At 73.2% G+C, this 16,467-nt stretch carries 16 protein-coding genes; 9 read left to right on the forward strand and 7 right to left on the reverse strand.

Annotated features, from left to right (window positions below; translation table 11 throughout):
• Positions 1-40: 40 nt before the first annotated feature.
• The 4 genes from AB0M80_RS27725 to AB0M80_RS27740 form a co-directional block, all read right to left on the reverse strand.
• Positions 41-415 (reverse strand): VOC family protein, encoded by a 375-nt coding sequence (locus tag AB0M80_RS27725; RefSeq protein ID WP_364570792.1) that lies wholly within the window; start codon positions 413-415, stop codon positions 41-43.
• On the reverse strand, positions 412-1,152 hold the full coding sequence (locus tag AB0M80_RS27730) for an ArsR family transcriptional regulator (RefSeq protein ID WP_364570795.1): 741 nt from the start codon (positions 1,150-1,152) through the stop codon (positions 412-414). The genes AB0M80_RS27725 and AB0M80_RS27730 overlap by 4 nt, the downstream gene beginning before the upstream one ends.
• Positions 1,153-1,344: 192 nt before the next feature.
• Entirely contained in the window at positions 1,345-1,515 is a 171-nt protein-coding gene (locus AB0M80_RS27735) for a hypothetical protein (protein ID WP_364570798.1), read from the reverse strand.
• A gap of 85 nt (positions 1,516-1,600) precedes the next feature.
• Entirely contained in the window at positions 1,601-3,898 is a 2,298-nt protein-coding gene (locus AB0M80_RS27740) for a LuxR C-terminal-related transcriptional regulator (protein WP_364570801.1), read from the reverse strand.
• Between the two features lie 140 nt (positions 3,899-4,038).
• Between AB0M80_RS27740 and AB0M80_RS27745 the strand changes: the two genes are divergently transcribed.
• The 3 genes from AB0M80_RS27745 to AB0M80_RS27755 are packed head-to-tail and all read left to right on the forward strand — an operon-like array spanning position 4,039 to position 7,339.
• The gene (locus AB0M80_RS27745) at positions 4,039-5,064 is read left to right on the forward strand and encodes an amidohydrolase family protein (RefSeq protein WP_364570804.1); all 1,026 of its coding nucleotides are present in this window, start codon (positions 4,039-4,041) and stop codon (positions 5,062-5,064) included.
• Positions 5,061-5,975, forward strand: coding sequence for an amidohydrolase family protein (locus AB0M80_RS27750; RefSeq protein ID WP_364570807.1), 915 nt, complete (start codon positions 5,061-5,063; stop codon positions 5,973-5,975). Before AB0M80_RS27745 ends, AB0M80_RS27750 begins: the two co-directional genes overlap by 4 nt.
• Positions 5,976-5,992: 17 nt before the next feature.
• Positions 5,993-7,339: an MFS transporter gene (locus AB0M80_RS27755; protein WP_364570810.1), complete on the forward strand. Its 1,347-nt coding sequence runs from the start codon at positions 5,993-5,995 to the stop codon at positions 7,337-7,339.
• A gap of 1 nt (position 7,340) precedes the next feature.
• On the opposite strand, the gene AB0M80_RS27760 is transcribed toward AB0M80_RS27755, so the two are convergent.
• Together AB0M80_RS27760 and AB0M80_RS27765 are read right to left on the reverse strand one after the other, a co-directional pair.
• Positions 7,341-8,420: a spore photoproduct lyase family protein gene (locus AB0M80_RS27760; protein ID WP_364570812.1), complete on the reverse strand. Its 1,080-nt coding sequence runs from the start codon at positions 8,418-8,420 to the stop codon at positions 7,341-7,343.
• Between the two features lie 53 nt (positions 8,421-8,473).
• Complete coding sequence (locus AB0M80_RS27765) at positions 8,474-9,388, reverse strand: DUF1932 domain-containing protein (RefSeq protein ID WP_364570815.1); 915 nt, start codon at positions 9,386-9,388, stop codon at positions 8,474-8,476.
• Positions 9,389-9,464: 76 nt separating this feature from the next.
• On the opposite strand from AB0M80_RS27765, the gene AB0M80_RS27770 reads away from it, so the two are divergent.
• From AB0M80_RS27770 to AB0M80_RS27785, 4 genes are all read left to right on the forward strand, one after another.
• Positions 9,465-10,139 (forward strand): GntR family transcriptional regulator, encoded by a 675-nt coding sequence (locus tag AB0M80_RS27770; protein WP_364570818.1) that lies wholly within the window; start codon positions 9,465-9,467, stop codon positions 10,137-10,139.
• An 87-nt stretch (positions 10,140-10,226) separates the two neighbouring features.
• On the forward strand, positions 10,227-10,931 hold the full coding sequence (locus AB0M80_RS27775) for a 4-carboxy-4-hydroxy-2-oxoadipate aldolase/oxaloacetate decarboxylase (protein ID WP_364570821.1): 705 nt from the start codon (positions 10,227-10,229) through the stop codon (positions 10,929-10,931).
• On the forward strand, positions 10,928-11,992 hold the full coding sequence (locus tag AB0M80_RS27780; RefSeq protein WP_364570824.1) for a 4-oxalomesaconate tautomerase: 1,065 nt from the start codon (positions 10,928-10,930) through the stop codon (positions 11,990-11,992). Before AB0M80_RS27775 ends, AB0M80_RS27780 begins: the two co-directional genes overlap by 4 nt.
• 10 nt (positions 11,993-12,002) lie before the next feature.
• On the forward strand, positions 12,003-12,959 hold the full coding sequence (locus AB0M80_RS27785) for a catechol 2,3-dioxygenase (protein WP_364570827.1): 957 nt from the start codon (positions 12,003-12,005) through the stop codon (positions 12,957-12,959).
• 88 nt (positions 12,960-13,047) lie between these two features.
• Here AB0M80_RS27785 and AB0M80_RS27790 read toward each other — a convergent pair whose 3' ends face one another.
• Positions 13,048-13,602: a DUF2231 domain-containing protein gene (locus AB0M80_RS27790; RefSeq protein WP_364570830.1), complete on the reverse strand. Its 555-nt coding sequence runs from the start codon at positions 13,600-13,602 to the stop codon at positions 13,048-13,050.
• Between the two features lie 86 nt (positions 13,603-13,688).
• Here AB0M80_RS27790 and AB0M80_RS27795 point away from each other — a divergent pair, with 86 nt between their 5' ends.
• Complete coding sequence (locus AB0M80_RS27795; RefSeq protein WP_364570833.1) at positions 13,689-14,954, forward strand: MFS transporter; 1,266 nt, start codon at positions 13,689-13,691, stop codon at positions 14,952-14,954.
• A 248-nt stretch (positions 14,955-15,202) separates the two neighbouring features.
• The gene (locus AB0M80_RS27800; RefSeq protein ID WP_364570836.1) at positions 15,203-16,465 is read left to right on the forward strand and encodes a GGDEF domain-containing protein; all 1,263 of its coding nucleotides are present in this window, start codon (positions 15,203-15,205) and stop codon (positions 16,463-16,465) included.
• Positions 16,466-16,467 lie beyond the last annotated feature (2 nt).

Below are 16,467 nucleotides of genomic sequence, written 5' to 3' on the forward strand. Positions count from 1 at the left end.
CCCGCCGCCTCATCCGGGCGGCGCGGGAATGCCGGCCCTGCTAGCGGGCGGCCTCGAACAGTTCGACCAGGTTCCCCGCGGGATCCGCCAGCAGGATCTGCCGGCCGCCGGGCCCCGCGACCACGTCGCTGCGGAAGTCCAGCCCGGCGTCGCTCAGCCGCGCGATCTCGGCGTCGAGGTCGGCGACCACCAGGTGGATGCGGTTGCGCCCGGCGGCCGACGCGTCGGCGGGAGTGGCGCGGGCGCCGGAACTCGCCGGGCCGGACAGCAGCAGCCGCAGCGGGCCGCGGACGACGTCGGCGAAGGCGGGTGCGGCGCTCATGCGCACCGTGAAGCCCAGGTGGGTGGTGTAGAACTCGATGGCCGCCGGGACGTCGTCGACGACGTACCGGACACCGGCGTGCTGATCGCTCACGGCCGGACCTCCTTGTCTTGTGCCGCAACGAGATCCGGCAGCAGGTGCCGGACGCGCGTGTCGAGCTCGGCCACGGTCCTGGCGAACGAGCCGGGAGCCCGCGCCGCCGCCGGATCGGGGATGCTCCAGTGGCGGCGCCGCGGGTGGTGCGGGAATTCGGGGCAGACCTCGCGGACCTTGTCGCACACCGTGATGACGTGGTCGAACCGGTGCCCGGCGACCGTGTCCAGGTGCCGCGGCCGCTGCCCGGCGACGTCGATGCCGAACTCGTCGCTCAGCACCCGGACCGCGCCGGGGTGCAGGGCGGCCTTCGGGTGGCTGCCCGCGCTGGTCACCGTCACCTGGCCGCCGGTTCGTCGTCGCAGCAACGCTTCGGCGATCGGGGAGCGGGCGCTGTTGCCGGTGCAGACGAACAGCACGGCGAGGCGCCCGGGCCGGGCCGGGGTTTCCTGCCGCAGGGCGGGGTGCAGCGCCGCGCCGGTTTCCGCCAGCGCGCCCGCGCAGCGGTCGAGATCGAGGTGGTAGTAGCTGTCCCGGCCGTCGAAGCTGCTGCGGGTGGCGGTCACGAGCCCGCCGGCGCGCAGCAGCCGCAGGTGGTAGGAGACCAGGTTCTGCGGCTGGCCGACGTGCTCCACCAGCTCCCGGACCCGCAGATCGCCACCGGCGAGCGCCGTCAGCAGCGACCACCGCAGGGGGTGGGCGGCCAAGCGGACGAAGGCGGGCGGCTCCGGTGCCATCCCCGGACGATACATCAAATGGATTTGATGGAAAAGCGGCCGAGCTGGACAGCGAGCCGAGCGGGAGGCGGGGCGAAGAGCGGGCGACGTGATGGGGCCGGGCGATCCTGGGGGGAGGAGACCGCCCGGCCCCACCCGCTCTGCCGGGCCACGCGAGGGTGGCGACTGCGAGCCCGGCTGGTTCGAGCGTCCCTACGCGGGCGGCCGCGGCCGGTGCCCGGCCATGCGGATCGCCCAGGACGGGACGCCGCACTGCGGGCGCCAGGTGCCGACGTGCACCCATTGGCGTCCCCAGGTACGGGACACGAGGACGGTCGGCCGCTGGCACTGGGGACAGGCCTGCGGCACCGAGTCGATGGACACCTCGTCCTCCTCCACGCGTTGATCGGTCGCGGAAGAAGGATCCTCCGGAAGCCGCCGGAACGGACCGGGGAAACTACCCGGATGGCTACCCGGGTGGCCCCGGCTGTCCCACCAGCCAGGAAGCCACCTGGGTGCGTGAGGTGAGGCCGAGTTTCACCAGGATGTTCTCGACGTGGCCCTCCACGGTCCGTCCACTGAGGACGAGGCTGGCCGCGATCTCCTTGTTGCTCATTCCCCGCGCCACCAGCTCGGCGATCTCCCGCTGCCGCCGGGTCAGCCCGCTCGGCTCACCCGCCCGGCCGGCCGCTTCGGCGGCGGGCTTCTCGCGCAGCGCGTACCGGACGACCTCGTCGAGGCCGAAGCCGGCCGCCTCGGCGAAGGCCGCGTCGAAGGCCGCGTCGCCGAGCGCCTTGCGGGCCGACGCGGCGCACTGCTCGTCGACGCTCTGGTAGGGGTTCATCTCGCCGACGCGGGCGCCGCTGAGCCGCCAGACCGCGTCGGCACCGCCGAGCAACCGGGCCGCCCGGTCGTGCGCGCCGCCGGACGATTGGCACCACGCGAGCGCCTCGACGAGGAACGCCAGCAGCGTGCGGTCGGTCAGCCGCAGGGCGATGGCCTCGTGCAGCAGATCCGCCGCCTCCCGGGGCGCGCCCGCCCGCCAGCGGTGGAGTGCGACGGCCCACAGCGCGTAGCCACGGGACCAGCGCGCCTCGTGCCGGTCGGCCAGCGCGAGGGCCTCTTCCGCGGCGGCCGCACCGCGCGGATCACCGAGGAAGAAGCGCGCGGCCGCGAGCAGGATCAGCGTGTCGAACACCAGCAGCGGGTCGCCGGCCGTGCGGTACCCGGCCAGCGCCCGCTCCAGCAGTTCGGCGCCGCCCGCCAGGTCGCCGGCGAAGAACGTGGCCATGCCGGCACACTCCGCGTGGCCCGCCCGGAGCCGTTCGTCGTCGAACTCGTCGGCGAGCTCGGCCAGCTCCGTCAGCAGGTTCGCGTGCGGCGCGCCGGTCTGGATCGCGAGGAACGACATCGCGTACAACGCCCGGGCCCGGACCACCGTGCGCTCACCGCACAGCTCGAGCCCGCGCCGCAGGTACCCGCAGCCCTCCGGCACGAGGCCGCCGCCGTACCAGAAGTTCCACAGCGAAGCCGCGATGTCCAGTGCGTGGCTCGTCCGCCCGGGACCGGACAGGCAGTGTTCCAGCACGGCGCGGAGATTGGCGTGCTCACGCCGGAGCCGGCCGAGCCACTCCGACTGCCGCGGACCGAACCCCTCGGCCCGGTAGCGCCGCGCGAGGTCCACGTAGTACTCGGCCAGCCGGGCCCGCACACCGGGCTCATCGCCCGCCGCGGCCAGCTTGACGCCGCCGTATTCGCGGACGGTCTCCAGCATGCGGTACCAGGCGCGCCGTCCGAAGGTGCCGTTCTGGCGGCTGAGGACCGACTTGTCCACCAGGCCCGTGACGACGTCCAGCGCGCTGCCGCCGTCGGCCGGCCCGGGCGCGCAGACGTACTCGGCGGCGTCGAGGTCGAACCCGCCGGGAAACACCGACGCCTGCGCCCACAGCCGCTGCTCCGCGGGAGTGCAGAGCTCGAAACTCCAGCCGATCGCCGCCTCCAGGGTCCGGCGGCGGGGCTGCGCGGCGAGTGGTCGCGAAGTGAGCAGGCCGAGCCGGTCGTCGAGCCGCTCGACGACCTGGTCGACCGACAGCACGCGGACGCGGACGGCGGCCAGCTCGATGGCCAGCGGGATCCCCTCCAGCCGCCGGCAGATCCGGATCACCGCCGCCCGGTCGTCCGGGGTGAGCTCGAAGCCGGGCGAGACGGCGGCCGCACGATCGGTGAACAGCGTCACCGCCTCGACCGGGCCGGCGGCGTCGTCCTCGGCCCGCGGGACGGGCAGCGGCTCCACCGGCAGGATGTGCTCACCCTCCACGTGCAGCGTGTGCCGGCTGGTGGCGAGGACCCGGAGACCGCCGGAGGCCGCGAGCAGCTTCGCGGCCAGCATCGCGCACTCGTGCACGACGTGCTCGCAGTTGTCCAGCACCAGGAGCAGCTGCTTGTCTTCGAGGTACTCGGCGAGCCCGGCCGCCTGGTCGCTGGTGCCGCGCAGGCCGAACGCCGTCGCCACGGTGTTCGGCACCAGGTGCGGATCACCCAGGTCGGCCAGCTCGACCAGCCACACGCCGTCCGGGAACGCCCGGCGCACGTCGGCGGCGACCCGCAGCGCCAGCCGCGTCTTGCCGACGCCTCCGGCGCCGGTCAGCGTGACCAGCCTGGCCGCCGACAGCAGGCGCTTCGCTTCCGCGAGCTCGTTTCGCCGGCCGACGAAGCTCGTCAGCTCGGCCGGCAGGTTGCCGGCGCTTCGGCGGGAACGGGCACCCATGCGCAGAGTGTAGGTCCGGGCCGGCGAGGCTCAAGCCGAGCTACCGGGCCGCAGCGTAACAACCTTGTCGCAGATATTGTTAACAATCTAATCGACGATTAGGGTGCGGTTATCGAGACCCGAAGCGACGAGGAAGCACCGTGATCATCGACTGCCACGGCCACTACACCACCGCGCCGGCCGCCCTCGCGGCCTGGCGCGACGAGCAGATCGCCGCCCTGGACGGCTCCCGGCCCGTGCCCGCCCGCGCCGGCCTGCGGATCAGCGACGACGAACTGCGCGAGACCATCGAACCGAACCAGCTGCGGCTGATGGACGAACGCGGCATCGACCTGACGATCTTCTCGCCCCGCGCCTCCTTCATGGCCCACCACGTCGGCGGCTTCGAGACCTCGTCGGCGTGGGCGGCGATCTGCAACGAGCTCTGCCACCGCGTCAGCACGCTGTACCCGGAGCGGTTCGCCCCGGCGGCGATGCTCCCGCAGTCCCCGGGCGTCGACCCGGCCACCTGCCTCCCCGAGCTGACCCGCTGCGTCGAGGAGTACGGCGCCGTCGCGCTGAACCTCAACCCCGACCCGAGCGGCGGCCACTGGACGGCCCCGCCCCTCACCGACCGGTCGTGGTACCCGGTCTACGAGAAGATGGTGGAGTACGACGTCCCGGCGATGGTGCACGTCAGCACCAGCGTCAACCCCGCGTTCCACACCACCGGCGCGCACTACCTGAACGCCGACACGACCGTGTTCATGCAGCTCGTCCAGGGCGATCTCTTCGCCGACTTCCCCACGCTGCGGCTGATCATCCCGCACGGCGGCGGCGCGGTGCCCTACCACTGGGGCCGGTTCCGCGGACTGGCGATGGCCCTGGGCAAGCCCGAGCTGGAGCAGCACGTGCTGGACAACGTCTTCTTCGACACCTGCGTCTACCACCAGCCGGGCTCGGACCTGCTCTTCGACGTCATCCCGGCGCGCAACATCCTCTTCGCGTCGGAGATGATCGGCGCCGTCCGCAGCGTCGATCCGCGCACCGGCCACCACTTCGACGACACCCGCCGGTACGCCGAAGCGGCCAGACTGTCCGAACAGGACTGGGCGGCGATCCGGGAGCACAACGCCCGCGCCGTCTACCCGCGCCTGGACGCGCTCCTGAAGGGGCAGGGCCGGTGACCGCACCCAGGACACCGGGCTGGCTGGACTGGTGCGCCGAACCGGCCACCCCGGACTTCCGGCTGCCGCCCGGTGCGGTGGACGCCCACTGCCACGTGTTCGGCCCGCAGGCCGAATTCCCCTTCGCGCCCGAGCGCAAGTACACCCCCGGCGACGCGGGCAAGGACCAGCTCTTCGCCCTGCGCGACCACCTCGGCGTTTCCCGGAACGTCATCGTGCAGGCCACCTGCCACGGCACCGACAACTCCGCGATGGTCGACGCCGTCCGGGCGGCCGGTGGCCGGGCGCGCGGCGTCGCGACCGTCCGGCCCGATGTCGGCGAGGCCGAACTGCGGGAACTGGACGCGGCGGGCGTCCGGGGCGTGCGGTTCAACTTCGTCAAGCGGCTGGTCGACGCCTCGCCCCACGAAGACCTGAGCGCGATCGCGAAGAAGATCGCCCCGCTCGGCTGGCACGTCGTCCTCTACTTCGAAGCCGCCGATCTGCCCGAGCTGGCGGGCTTCTTCGGCGGGTTGCCCACGCCGCTGGTGATCGACCACATGGGACGCCCGGACGTGACCAAACCGGTGGACGGCCCCGAATTCGGCCGGTTCCTGGACTTCGCCGGCACCCACGACGTCTGGGTGAAGGTGAGCTGTCCCGAGCGGCTCACCGTGACCGGGCCCCCGACGCTGGACGGCGAGCGCCACGCCTACGCCGACGTCGTGCCGTTCGCCCGCCGCGTCGTCGCCCAGTTCCCGGACCGGGTGCTGTGGGGGACCGACTGGCCGCACCCGAACCTGAAGCACCACATGCCCGACGACGGACTGCTCGTCGACCACGTCCGGCAGGTCGCGCAGACCCCGGAACTGCAGCGGAAGCTGCTCGTCGACAACCCGATGCGCCTCTACTGGCCCGGCGAAACCGCCTGAACCCCGAAGGGCATGCCATGCAGCACGCCAACGCGCTGAACCGGCTGAACCGGCTGCCGATCGGCCGGTTCCACAAGGTCACCCTCTTCGCCGTCTCGTTCGCCTACTTCTTCGAGTTCGCCGACATCAACAGTTTCGCCACCACCGCCCCCAAGCTGATCCAGCTCTGGGGCGTGACGGTGAACCAGGTCGCCTACGTGACCTCGCTGTCGTTCGTCGGGATGTTCTTCGGCTCCGTCATCGCGAGCACGATCGCCGACCGCTGGGGCCGGAAGAACGCGCTCGTGCTGACGACCGTGTGGTTCGGCGTTTTCTCGTTCGCGGCGGTGTTCTCGTGGGACATCGTGTCGCTGGGCGTGTTCCGGGTCCTGACTTCGGCGGGCCTGTCGGCGATGACCGTGGTCGCGGTGATCTACGTCAGTGAGCTGTACCCCGCGGCGAGCCGCGGCAAGTACCAGGCCTACGCGATCGTGATCGGCATCTGCGGCACGCCGGTGACCAACCTCATCGCCAGCGCGGTCGTGCCGCTCGGCAGCTGGTCGTGGCGGCTGGTCTACCTCTGGGGCGCGCTCGGCGTCCTGCTCGTGCTGTTCACCCGGCGGCTCAAGGAGTCACCCCGCTGGCACGAGAGCCGGGGCGAGCACGCGAAGGCGGACGCGGTGCTGCGGGAGATCGAGGCGGAGGTCGCGGCGGAGAAGGGCCCGCTGCCGGAGCCGGCGCCGCCGGTCGGGGAGGCCGCGGTGGCCAAGGCCCCGCTGCGGCTGCTGCTGCGCCGGAAGTACCTGCTGCCGACGCTGCTGCTCACCGTCCTGTGGGTGACGCAGACGATCGGGTTCTTCGGCTATTCCAGCTGGGCGCCGACGCTGCTGGCCAAGGAGGGCTTCAGCGTCGAGAAGTCCGTGTTCTACGTGGCGCTCACGACGGTCGGCGCGCCGCTGGGGTCGTACCTGGCGGCCCTGGTGACCGACCGCTTCGAGCGCAAGTGGTGCCTGGTCGCGTTCGGCGCGGTGATCGCGCTGTGCGGGCTGCTGTACGGGCTCACGTTCGACCCGGTCCTCATCGTGGTGTTCGGCTTCCTGGTCAACATGTTCGAGCGCGGCTACACGGCGCTCGGGTACGCGTATTCGCCGGAGCTGTTCGACACGCGCGGCCGGTCGCTGGGCACGGGTGTGTCGTACGGGCTGGGCCGGCTGTCGAACGCGGCGGGGCCGCTCGTCGTGGCCGGGCTGTACAACGGCAGCGGGTACCGGAGCGTGTTCTTCTTCATCGCCGGGACGTGGCTGGCCGGCGCGGTGGTGCTGGCGATCTTCGGGCCGCTGACCCGGCAGGCGCGGCTCGCACCCGCCACCGCGGCGCCGGTCTGACTCAGAACGCGTACCGGACGCGCAGGTACGGGGCGTGGACGGCGATGAGGTCGAGGAGCTCGTCCAGGAGGGCCCGCTTGTGGCCGGCTCGGTAGCGGACGTTCACGCCCCCGCCTTCGCTCCGCTTGGTTTCCTGCAGCTCGGGCCGCCACAGGACCTGCTCCGCCTGGGGGTGCCAGCCGAGGTTGACCTCGTGCAGGGCCCGGTTGTGCGTCAGCATGATCACCTCCGCGGCCAGCTGGGCCTTCGTGGCGTCGTCGGTGGCGTCGCCGAGGTCCTGGAGCAGCCGGGTCCAGTCGGTCAGCCAGCCGTCGTAGACGACGACGGGGCTGAAGTTGACGTGCACCTCGTAGCCGGCGGCGACGAAGTCGTTCATCGCGCGCAGCCGGTCGGCGATCGGGCTGGTGCGCAGGTCCAGCAGCTTCGCGGGCCGCTCGGGCATCAGCGAGAACCGGACGCGGGTGCGGCCGCGCGGGGCCAGGTCCAGCAGCCCGCGGTGGACGTACTTGGTGGCGAACGACGCTTTCGCGCCCGCCTGCGCGGCGAACAGGCCGATCAGGTCCGCGACGTTGTCGCTGACGAGGGCGTCGACCGAGCAGTCGGAGTTCTCGCCGATGTCGTAGACCCACGCGGCCGGGTCGCACTGGTTCGGCTCCGGCTTGGGCCCCTGCCGGGCGATGTGGCGGGCCAGGTAGCCGGTGATCTGCTCGATGTTGGCGAAGACGGTGATCGGGTTGGAGTAGCCCTTGCGGCGCGGGACGTAGCAGTAGGCGCAGGCCATCGCGCAGCCGTTGGACGTCGACGGGGCGATGAAGTCGGCGGAGCGCCCGTTGGGCCGCGCGGTCAGCGATTTCTTGATCCCGAGCACGAGGGCTTCGCGTTTGATGCGCACCCAGCGGCGGACGTTGGTCTCGTCACCGTGCAGTTCGGGGATGCGCCAGTGGCTGTCGACCTCGACGACGGTCGCGCCGGGGAAGCGCTCCAGCACCTGGCGGCCGCGGGGCAGCGCGGCGGCGGCCGGTTCGACGTAGATGCGCGACGGCGCGAGCAGCCGTTCCCGTTCGAGGGCCGCGTCGTTCACGGAAGGTTCTCCAGCGCAGTCTCGGGAGTTCCGAGTCTACCCGCGGGCGTGGATCAGGGGCCGGTGCTCCCCTCGGCCAGGTGGGAGAGCTGATCCCGGGCCGCGGCGGCGACGTCGGCCCGCACACCGAGCTCGCCGAGCATCTCGGCGGCGGCCGCCATTTCGGCGGTGCGGCGCCCGGCGTGCCGGTACGAGCCGCCGACCAGCCGGTCCACCGTGGACGCGTCCGCGGCGGTGAGTTCCCCGACGACGACCTTCCGCAGCCAGTCTTCGCAGCCCGCGGCGCGTGCGGCGGCCAGCGCCTCGACGACGGCGGCGGACATCCCCTTGAAGAAGACGCTCCGCAGCAGCTTGCGCTCGGCGGCGAGCCCGGCCTCGCCGGCCATGGTCCCGACGGCCGCCCCGAGGGGGTTCAGGAGCCCGGCGACGGTTTCGGCGGCCGGCCCGGTGGCGAGCATCGGCACCCGCAGCCCGCGGCCGGGGACGGGGGCCATGATCGCGACATCGGCGAAGGGGACACCGTGTTCGGCGGCCAGGGTGGCGAGTTGTCGTTTGGTGCCGGGGGAGGCGGTGTTCAGATCGGCCCAGACGGCGCCGGTCGCGAGGCCGGTCAGCCCGGCTTCGAGTGCTTGCAGGGCAGCCGACGCGCTGTTGACGCTGAGGACGAGATCGGCACCGGCGACGGCCTCGGCCTCGGAGCCGGTGATGACGACGCCGGTGAGCGCCGGATCGGCGGGCTCGGCCCGGGTGTGGGTGGCGGCAGTGCTGCGGGCTGCGGGGTCGGCGCTGGTGGCGGCGCTGCTGCTCGGTGCCTGACCGGCGCCGTCGGCCGCGCCGGTGAGCACCCTCCCTTCGATCGCGGGAATCGCCGGGTCGTACCCGCGCACAACAGCCCCGGCCGCGGCCAAATCGCGGGCCAGCGCGCCGCCCGCTTCGCCGAGTCCGAGTACCGCGATGGTTCCGGTCATAGCAGAATCCTCCTTGCCAGCTACGATCGAGTACACGATGTGCTCGACAAAATTGTCAACAAACGGAGCCGAGGGTATGACCGAGAGTGCTGCGCACCGGCAGCCGGGGGAGCGTTCCGTGGTGGTGGCCATCCGCGACGCGATCGTCCGCGGCGAGTTCGTGCCCAACCAGCGGCTGGTCGAGGCGGATCTCTCCGCCCAGTTCGGCGCCAGCCGCGCGACCGTGCGGGCCGCGCTGATCGAACTCACCAACGAGGGGCTCGTCGAGCGGGTGCAGAACCGGGGCGCCCGGGTGCGCGCGGTTTCGCTCGAGGAGGCCGTCGAAATCTCCGAGGTCCGGATGATGCTCGAGTCGCTGTGCGCGGCGAAGGCGGCCGAGCGGATCTCCGACGCCGAGGTCGGCGAGCTGCTCGAACTCGGCGAACGGATGCAGCAGGCCGTGGCGGCCGGGGACGTGGTCGGCTACTCCGGCCTCAACCAGCACCTGCACCGCCGCGTCCGCGAGATCAGCGGCCAGCGCACGGCGGCGCAGGTGCTGGAACGGCTCCGCGGGCAGAGCGTCCGCCACCAGTTCCGCCTGGCGATGCGCCCCGGTCGGCCGCAGGTCTCCCTCCCGGAACACCTGGCCATCATCGAAGCGATCTGCGCGCACCACCCGGCCGAAGCGGCCGAGGCCGCGCGGATCCACCTGAGCAGCGTGATCGAGGCGCTCAAGGCCGCCGACGCCGAGGTCTCCCCGCTCCACTCCTGAACGCGGCCCGGAGCCGGCGGCCACTGGGGGCCAACTTGGCCGCCAAGATTGTTGACAATTTCGTCAACCGGATCGTACGGTGTCGGTATGAAGCCCGTCATCGTCACCGATCCGGCGCGCGCCGACCTCGACCAGGTCACGCGGCTGGCGGACTACGGCGTCGCCACCGTGCACGAGGCTCTCGGCCGCTCCGGCCTGCTCGGGGCGGAACTCCGGCCGATCCAGGACGGCGCCCGCATCGGCGGCACCGCCGTCACCGCGCTGTGCTGGCCCGGGGACAACCTGATGATCCACGCGGCCGTCGAGCAGTGCCGCGAGGGCGACGTCCTGGTCGTCACCACCACCTCGCCGTGCCGCGACGGCCTCTTCGGCGAACTCTTCGCCACCGCGCTGCGCCGCCGCGGCGTGCGGGGCCTGGTCACCACCACCGGCGTCCGCGACGTCGCCGAACTGCGCGGGCTCGGCTTCCCCGTCTGGTCGGCGGCGGTGAGCGCGCAGGGCACCGTCAAGGCGACCGCGGGCGCCGTCAACGTGCCCGTCGTGGTCGGCGGGCAGCTCGTCCGCCCGGGCGACGCCGTCCTGGCCGACGACGACGGCGTCCTGTGCGTCCGCCGCGAAGACGTCCGAAGCGGACTGGTGAAAGCGCAGGCCAGGCTGGAAAAGGAAGCCGCCGCCCGGGAAGCGTTCGCGAACGGCCAGCTCGGCCTGGACCGCTACGGGCTGCGCGAAAAGCTCGAGGCCCTCGGCGTCCGGTACCTGAGCGCCGAGGAGTACGAGAAGGAGCAGGCATGACCGGCGTGCGTTGCATGCTCATGCGCGGGGGCACCTCGAAAGGCGCGTACTTCCTCGCCGAAGACCTCCCCGCCGACCCGGCCGCCCGCGACGACCTGCTGCTGCGGATCATGGGCACCCCCGACCCGCGCCAGATCGACGGCCTCGGCGGCGCCCAGCCGGTCACCAGCAAGGTCGCGATCATCGCGAAAGCCGCCGACGCCGGCCACGACGTCGACTACCTCTTCCTCCAGCTCGGCGTGGAGGAAGCGACCGTCTCCGACCGCCAGACCTGCGGCAATCTCCTGGCCGGCGTCGGGCAGTTCGCCGTCGAGCGGGGGCTGGTGCCCGCCGGGCCCGAGCGCACCACCGTCCGCGTGCGGCTGCTCAACACCGGCACCACCGCGGTCGCGACCTTCGCCACCCCCGGCGGCCGAGTCGACTACCGCGGCGGCACCGCCATCTCCGGCGTGCCCGGCACGGCCGCACCGGTCGAGCTCGGCTTCACCGAGACGGAGGGGTCCGTGTGCGGCAGCCTGCTGCCCACCGGCCACGTCCGCGACGACGTCGGCGGCATCGAAGTGTCCTGTGTGGACAACGGGATGCCGGTCGTCGTGGCCCGCGCCCGGGACCTCGGCATCACCGGGTACGAACCGGCCGGGGAGCTCGCCGCCGACCCCGCGCTCGCCGGCCGGATCGACGCGCTGCGCACCGAGGCCGGGAAGCTGATGGGGCTCGGCGACGTCGGCGGCAGCTCGGTGCCGAAGACCACCCTGGTCGCCGCGCCGCGCGACGGCGGCGCCGTCTGCACCCGCACCTTCATCCCGGTCAAGCCGCACCCGTCGATCGGGGTGCTGGGCGCGGTGAGCGTGGTGACCGCGCTGCTGCTCGACGGCGCCGCCGGCCACGAACTGCTCGTCGCCCCGCCCGCGGGTGAGCCCGTCGAAGTCGAGCACCCGAGCGGGAAACTCGCGGTCGGCATCGAGTTCGACACCACGGTCAGCCCACCCCGGGTCCGCCGGTCCACGGTGCTCCGCACGGCCCGGAAGCTGTTCGACGGCACCGTTTTCCCCCGTTCCTGAGGAGCAAGCCATGCCCGGTCCCTCGCCGCGCCACGAGATCGCGCACCTCGGCCACGTCGAGCTGTTCACCCCCGAGCCGGAGAAGAGCCTGGACTTCTTCGTCCGCGTGCTCGGCCTGACCGAGAACGGCAGCGACGGCGATTCGGTGTACCTGCGCACCTGGGACGACTACGAGCACCACAGCCTGAAGCTCACCGCGGCGAAGACGTCCGGCGTCGGACGGACGGCACTGCGCGCGTCCAGTGAGGACGCCCTCGGGCGGCGGGTGGCCGCGCTGGAGGAACGCGGCCTCGGCGTCGGCTGGGTCGACGGCGACACCGGGATCGGCGCCACGTACCTGTTCCGCGACCCGGACGGCCACGAATTCGAGCTCTACTGGGAAACCGAGCGCTACCGGCCGCCGGAACACCTGCGGCCGGCCCTGAAGAACCAGGCGCAGGCCTACCCGGCGCGCGGGGTCGGCGTCCGCCGCCTCGACCACGTCAACTACCTGGCCCAGGAGGCCGAGGTCAACGGCTGGTTCATCTGCGACGCCCTCGGCGGCCGGGTGACCGAGCAGATCCAGCTCGACAGCGGCGTCATCTCCGGGCAGTGGACGCACTTCGCGCAGAAGTCCTACGACATCGTCTACACCACCGACTGGAGGAAGTCGAAGGGGCGGCTGCACCACATCGCGTTCGCCACCGACACCCGCGAAGACATCCTGCGGGCCGCCGACATCGCGCTCGACAACGGCGTCCACATCGAAACCGGGCCGCACAAGCACGCGATCCAGCAGACGTTCTTCCTCTACGTGTACGAGCCCGGCGGCAACCGCATCGAGCTGTGCAACCCCACCGCGCGGCTGATCTTCGCGCCGGACTGGGAACCGGTCACCTGGACCGAGGCCGAGCGCGCGAAGGGCCAGGCGTGGGGGCTGAAGACGATCGAGTCGTTCCACGAGCACGGCACCCCGCCGGTCGCCTGAGCGCACTCAAAGGGACGGCGGACCGGCCGAAGCCGGTGCCGCTCGCCTCAGGTGACGCCGAGGGCCGGCCGGTCCCGCAGGCAGCCGCTCACCGGGTGGACTGCCAGCGGAAGACCCCGGCGCCCTGCGCGTAGGCCAGGTGGCCACCGAGCGCGCCGCCGGCGCTCGTCACGGCGAGGCCGAGCGCGCCCAGCACCCGGCCACGGGCGACCCGGCCCCGGCTGCGGGCGGCGTAGGACGCGCCGAAGAGGGCGATCGCCACCGCGTTGCTCGCGGCGTGGGCCAGTCCGACGCGGCGTTGCCGTTCGTCGAGGTCGGCGTAGTCGAACAGGCCGAGGAGCACGGCCGCCGGCGCGGCCAGCAGCCCGGTGGCGACCAGCCGGCGGGCCGCCTCCTCCTGACCGGGCACCAGGTCGAACAGCGCCGAGCACATCCACGCCCCGATCGGCACGGTGACGGCCAGCGGGTGCAGCGGATGGCCCAGCCAGCGGCCGCGCAGCAGCCGGCCGGGCACGCTCTCGGCCGGGCCGCGCAGCCGTTGCGTGAGGGCGGTCGCCGGCGCGTCGAGCGCCTTGATCTCTTCGACGGCGGTCAACGCGCGGTGCGGCGGGGCTGGGGTCTCACGACGGTGGGCTCTCTGCATGCCGTCCCGGCTACCCCGCCGGGCGCGGCCCAACCGCCCGGTCGCGGCGATGGTGGCGGGGGACGCCAGGCGCTACCGTGAGCGTCTTGGGCAACGCTCTGCGTGACAGCCTGGGGGTGGGGATGGGTGCGACGTGGTCGGCGTTCGCGGTGCGCGGCTTCCGGGCGCTCTGGCTGGCCGGCTTGCTGTCGGTGGCGGGGGACCAGCTCGCGCGAGTCGCTTTGTCGATACTGGTCTTCGAGCGCACCGGGTCCGCGGCGCTCAGCGCGGCGACTTACGCGCTGTCGATGCTGCCCGCGCTCGTGTCGGGGGCGTTGCTGTCGTGGCTGGCCGACCGGTACCCGCGCCGCCGCGTGATGGTGGCGTGCGACGCGGTCCGGGCGGCGCTGGTGGCGGTGATGGCCGTGCCCGTCGTGCCGCTGCCGCTGATGGCCGTCCTGCTCGTGCTGGTGCAGCTGGCCGAGGCGCCGTTCTCGGCCGCGCAGGGCGCGGTGCTGCCGGAGCTGCTGGGCCCCCGGTACGAGGCGGGGCAGGCCGTACAGCAGGTCACGACGCAGCTGTGCCTCGTGCTCGGGTTCGCCGCGGCCGCGTTCGTGGTGACCGGGGTCGGCGCCCACGCCGCACTGGCGATCGACGCCGCCACGTTCGCCGCCTCCGCCCTGCTGATCCGCGGCGGCCTCGGCACCCTTCCGCCGCCGGCCGCCGAAGCCGAAGGCGGCGCGACGTGGTGGCGGCGGTCCTGGCGCCGGATCGCCGCGGGCGCGGTCGCCGTGCGCCGGGACCGCACGCTGGGAACGCTGGTGTGGCTGGGCTGGCTGGCCTTGTTCACCGTCGTTCCCGAGGGGCTCGCGGTGCCGTTCGCCCAGCAGGTCGGGGCGGGCGGCGGCTGGATCGGGGTGCTCCTCGCCGCGGAGCCGGCGGGTGCGGTCGCCGGCGCCCTGCTGCTGAGGCGGGTCGCCCGGCCGGTGCGGGTGCGCGCGCTGGGCGTGCTCGCGGTCGGGACGTCGGCGCCGCTCGTGGCCTTCTGGGGGCGGCCCACGTTGGGCGCGGCGCTCGCGCTGCTGTTCGTGTCCGGGCTGTGTTCGGCCTACCAGGTCACCGCGGGGGCGACGTTCGTCCAGCTGTCCCCGCCGTGGGTGCGCGGCCGGACCCTGGGGTTCGCGCGGACCGGGATGATCGCCGGGCAGGGGCTCGGGATCGTGGCCGGCGGGGTGCTCGCCCAGCTGGTCGGGCCGGCGACGGCGATCGCCTGGGCGGGGACCGCGGGAGCGCTGGTCGCGCTCGCCGCGGCCGCGGCCTGGGCGCGCCGTCGTCCGGATGCCGTCACGGCCGCGCTCCCGGCCGAGGTCTGAGGGTTCACCAGCCTTTGTCGCTCATCGCGTGCTCCTTCCCGGTGGCAGGGGAGTGGGACTCGGTCGCGGGGGTTCACCAGCCCTTGTCGCTCATCGGCTCGCCCTTTCCGTGCGGTTCGTCCGGTGCCGGATACCCGGAATGGTCCCAGCCGCCCGGTCGGGTCGCATGGGCGGGAAACGGCTGACATCCGGCCGCGACGCGACTACCGTGGGCAAGCGGGGAGTCACCGGCGCGGGGAGGCGCTGCGATGGGGGAAAACGCGAGTACCGGCGGGGGCTGGGCGCCGCCGGGGTGGAAGCTGTGGTCGTTGCCCGGACGGGTGCGGTTCCTCGTCGTGGGCGTGGATCTGGTGGCGGTCGGCGTGCTGGCGTTCGCGGCCCGCGCGGCACCGGCACCCGGGCAGTGGGCGACGGCGGGCTGGCTCGCCGCGGCGGCGTTGCCGCACCTGCACGCCTCGCACCTGATCGAGCGGCGGCGCCGCGACCGCTCGGGCACGCCGTACGTCGACCTCTGCAGCGTCTGGATCTTCGCCGGGGTGCTGGTGCTGCCCCTGGTGCTCGAGCTGACGCTGGTGGCGGTGATCTACGCCCACCGCTGGGTGCTGGTCAACCGGTTCGACGCGGTCCGGCCGCCGCACCGCACGGTGTTCACCGCCGCCACCCTCGCGCTGGCCGCGGCCGCGGCGGCCGCGGTGCTGCGGTCGAGCGGCGTCCACGAGCACCTCGCCGACGGCGCGCGGCCCGGCTGGGCCGACCTGGCCGCCGTGGTCGCCGCGGCCGCGGTGCAGTGGGCGGTCAACACCGGGCTCGTCGGCACGGTCATCGCCTGGACGGTCAGCGTCGAGCACCCGCGCCGGCTCCTGGGCAGCGCCTCGGACAACCTGCTGGAGGTCAGCCAGCTGGCGCTCGGGGTGTTCGTCGCGCTGGCGCTGCTGTGGTGGCCGCCCGCCGCGCTGCTGATGATCCTCCCGACGTTCGCGCTGCACCAGTGCGTCCAGCTCGACCAGCTCAAGCTCGCCGCCCGCACCGACCAGCGCACCGGGCTGCTCAACGCGATCGCCTGGCACGAACAGGCCGAGCACACGCTGGAGCGCACCCGCGGCCGGATCGGGGTGCTGATGATCGACCTCGACTGGTTCAAGCGCATCAACGACACCCACGGCCACCCGGTCGGCGACGACGTTCTCGCGGAGGTGGCCACGGTCCTCACCCGGACCGTCCGGCGCGGCGACACGGTCGGCCGGTACGGCGGCGAGGAGTTCGCCGTCCTGCTGCCGGACGTCGACGAGGCCGAGGTCCGCGCGATCGCCGAACGCATCCGCGTGCGGATCCGGGCGTTGCGCATCACCGCGCCGACGGGGGAGCCGGTGACCCTGTCGGCGACGATCGGCGCGGCGCTGCACCCCGAGGTGCCCGAAGCCGGCCTCGACGAGGTGATCCGGGCGGCCGACGACGCGCTGTACGCGGGCAAGAAGGCCGGCCGTGACCGGGTGGCCGTCGCGGGCTGCTGAAG

It is taken from the genome of Amycolatopsis sp. NPDC051045, assembly GCF_040682955.1.
Classification (GTDB): Bacteria; Actinomycetota; Actinomycetes; order Mycobacteriales; family Pseudonocardiaceae; genus Amycolatopsis.

What these genes read in the sequence shown, in the direction of transcription:
- AB0M80_RS27730 (WP_364570795.1), bottom strand. Translation starts at nt 1,152, where the DNA reads ATGGCACCGGAGCCGCCCGCCTTCGTCCGCTTGGCCGCCCACCCCCTG.
- AB0M80_RS27740 (WP_364570801.1), bottom strand. Translation starts at nt 3,898, where the DNA reads ATGGGTGCCCGTTCCCGCCGAAGCGCCGGCAACCTGCCGGCCGAGCTG.
- AB0M80_RS27755 (WP_364570810.1), top strand. Translation starts at nt 5,993, where the DNA reads ATGCAGCACGCCAACGCGCTGAACCGGCTGAACCGGCTGCCGATCGGC.
- AB0M80_RS27765 (WP_364570815.1), bottom strand. Translation starts at nt 9,388, where the DNA reads ATGACCGGAACCATCGCGGTACTCGGACTCGGCGAAGCGGGCGGCGCG.
- AB0M80_RS27770 (WP_364570818.1), top strand. Translation starts at nt 9,465, where the DNA reads ATGACCGAGAGTGCTGCGCACCGGCAGCCGGGGGAGCGTTCCGTGGTG.
- AB0M80_RS27775 (WP_364570821.1), top strand. Translation starts at nt 10,227, where the DNA reads ATGAAGCCCGTCATCGTCACCGATCCGGCGCGCGCCGACCTCGACCAG.
- AB0M80_RS27780 (WP_364570824.1), top strand. Translation starts at nt 10,928, where the DNA reads ATGACCGGCGTGCGTTGCATGCTCATGCGCGGGGGCACCTCGAAAGGC.
- AB0M80_RS27785 (WP_364570827.1), top strand. Translation starts at nt 12,003, where the DNA reads ATGCCCGGTCCCTCGCCGCGCCACGAGATCGCGCACCTCGGCCACGTC.
- AB0M80_RS27790 (WP_364570830.1), bottom strand. Translation starts at nt 13,602, where the DNA reads ATGCAGAGAGCCCACCGTCGTGAGACCCCAGCCCCGCCGCACCGCGCG.
- AB0M80_RS27800 (WP_364570836.1), top strand. Translation starts at nt 15,203, where the DNA reads ATGGGGGAAAACGCGAGTACCGGCGGGGGCTGGGCGCCGCCGGGGTGG.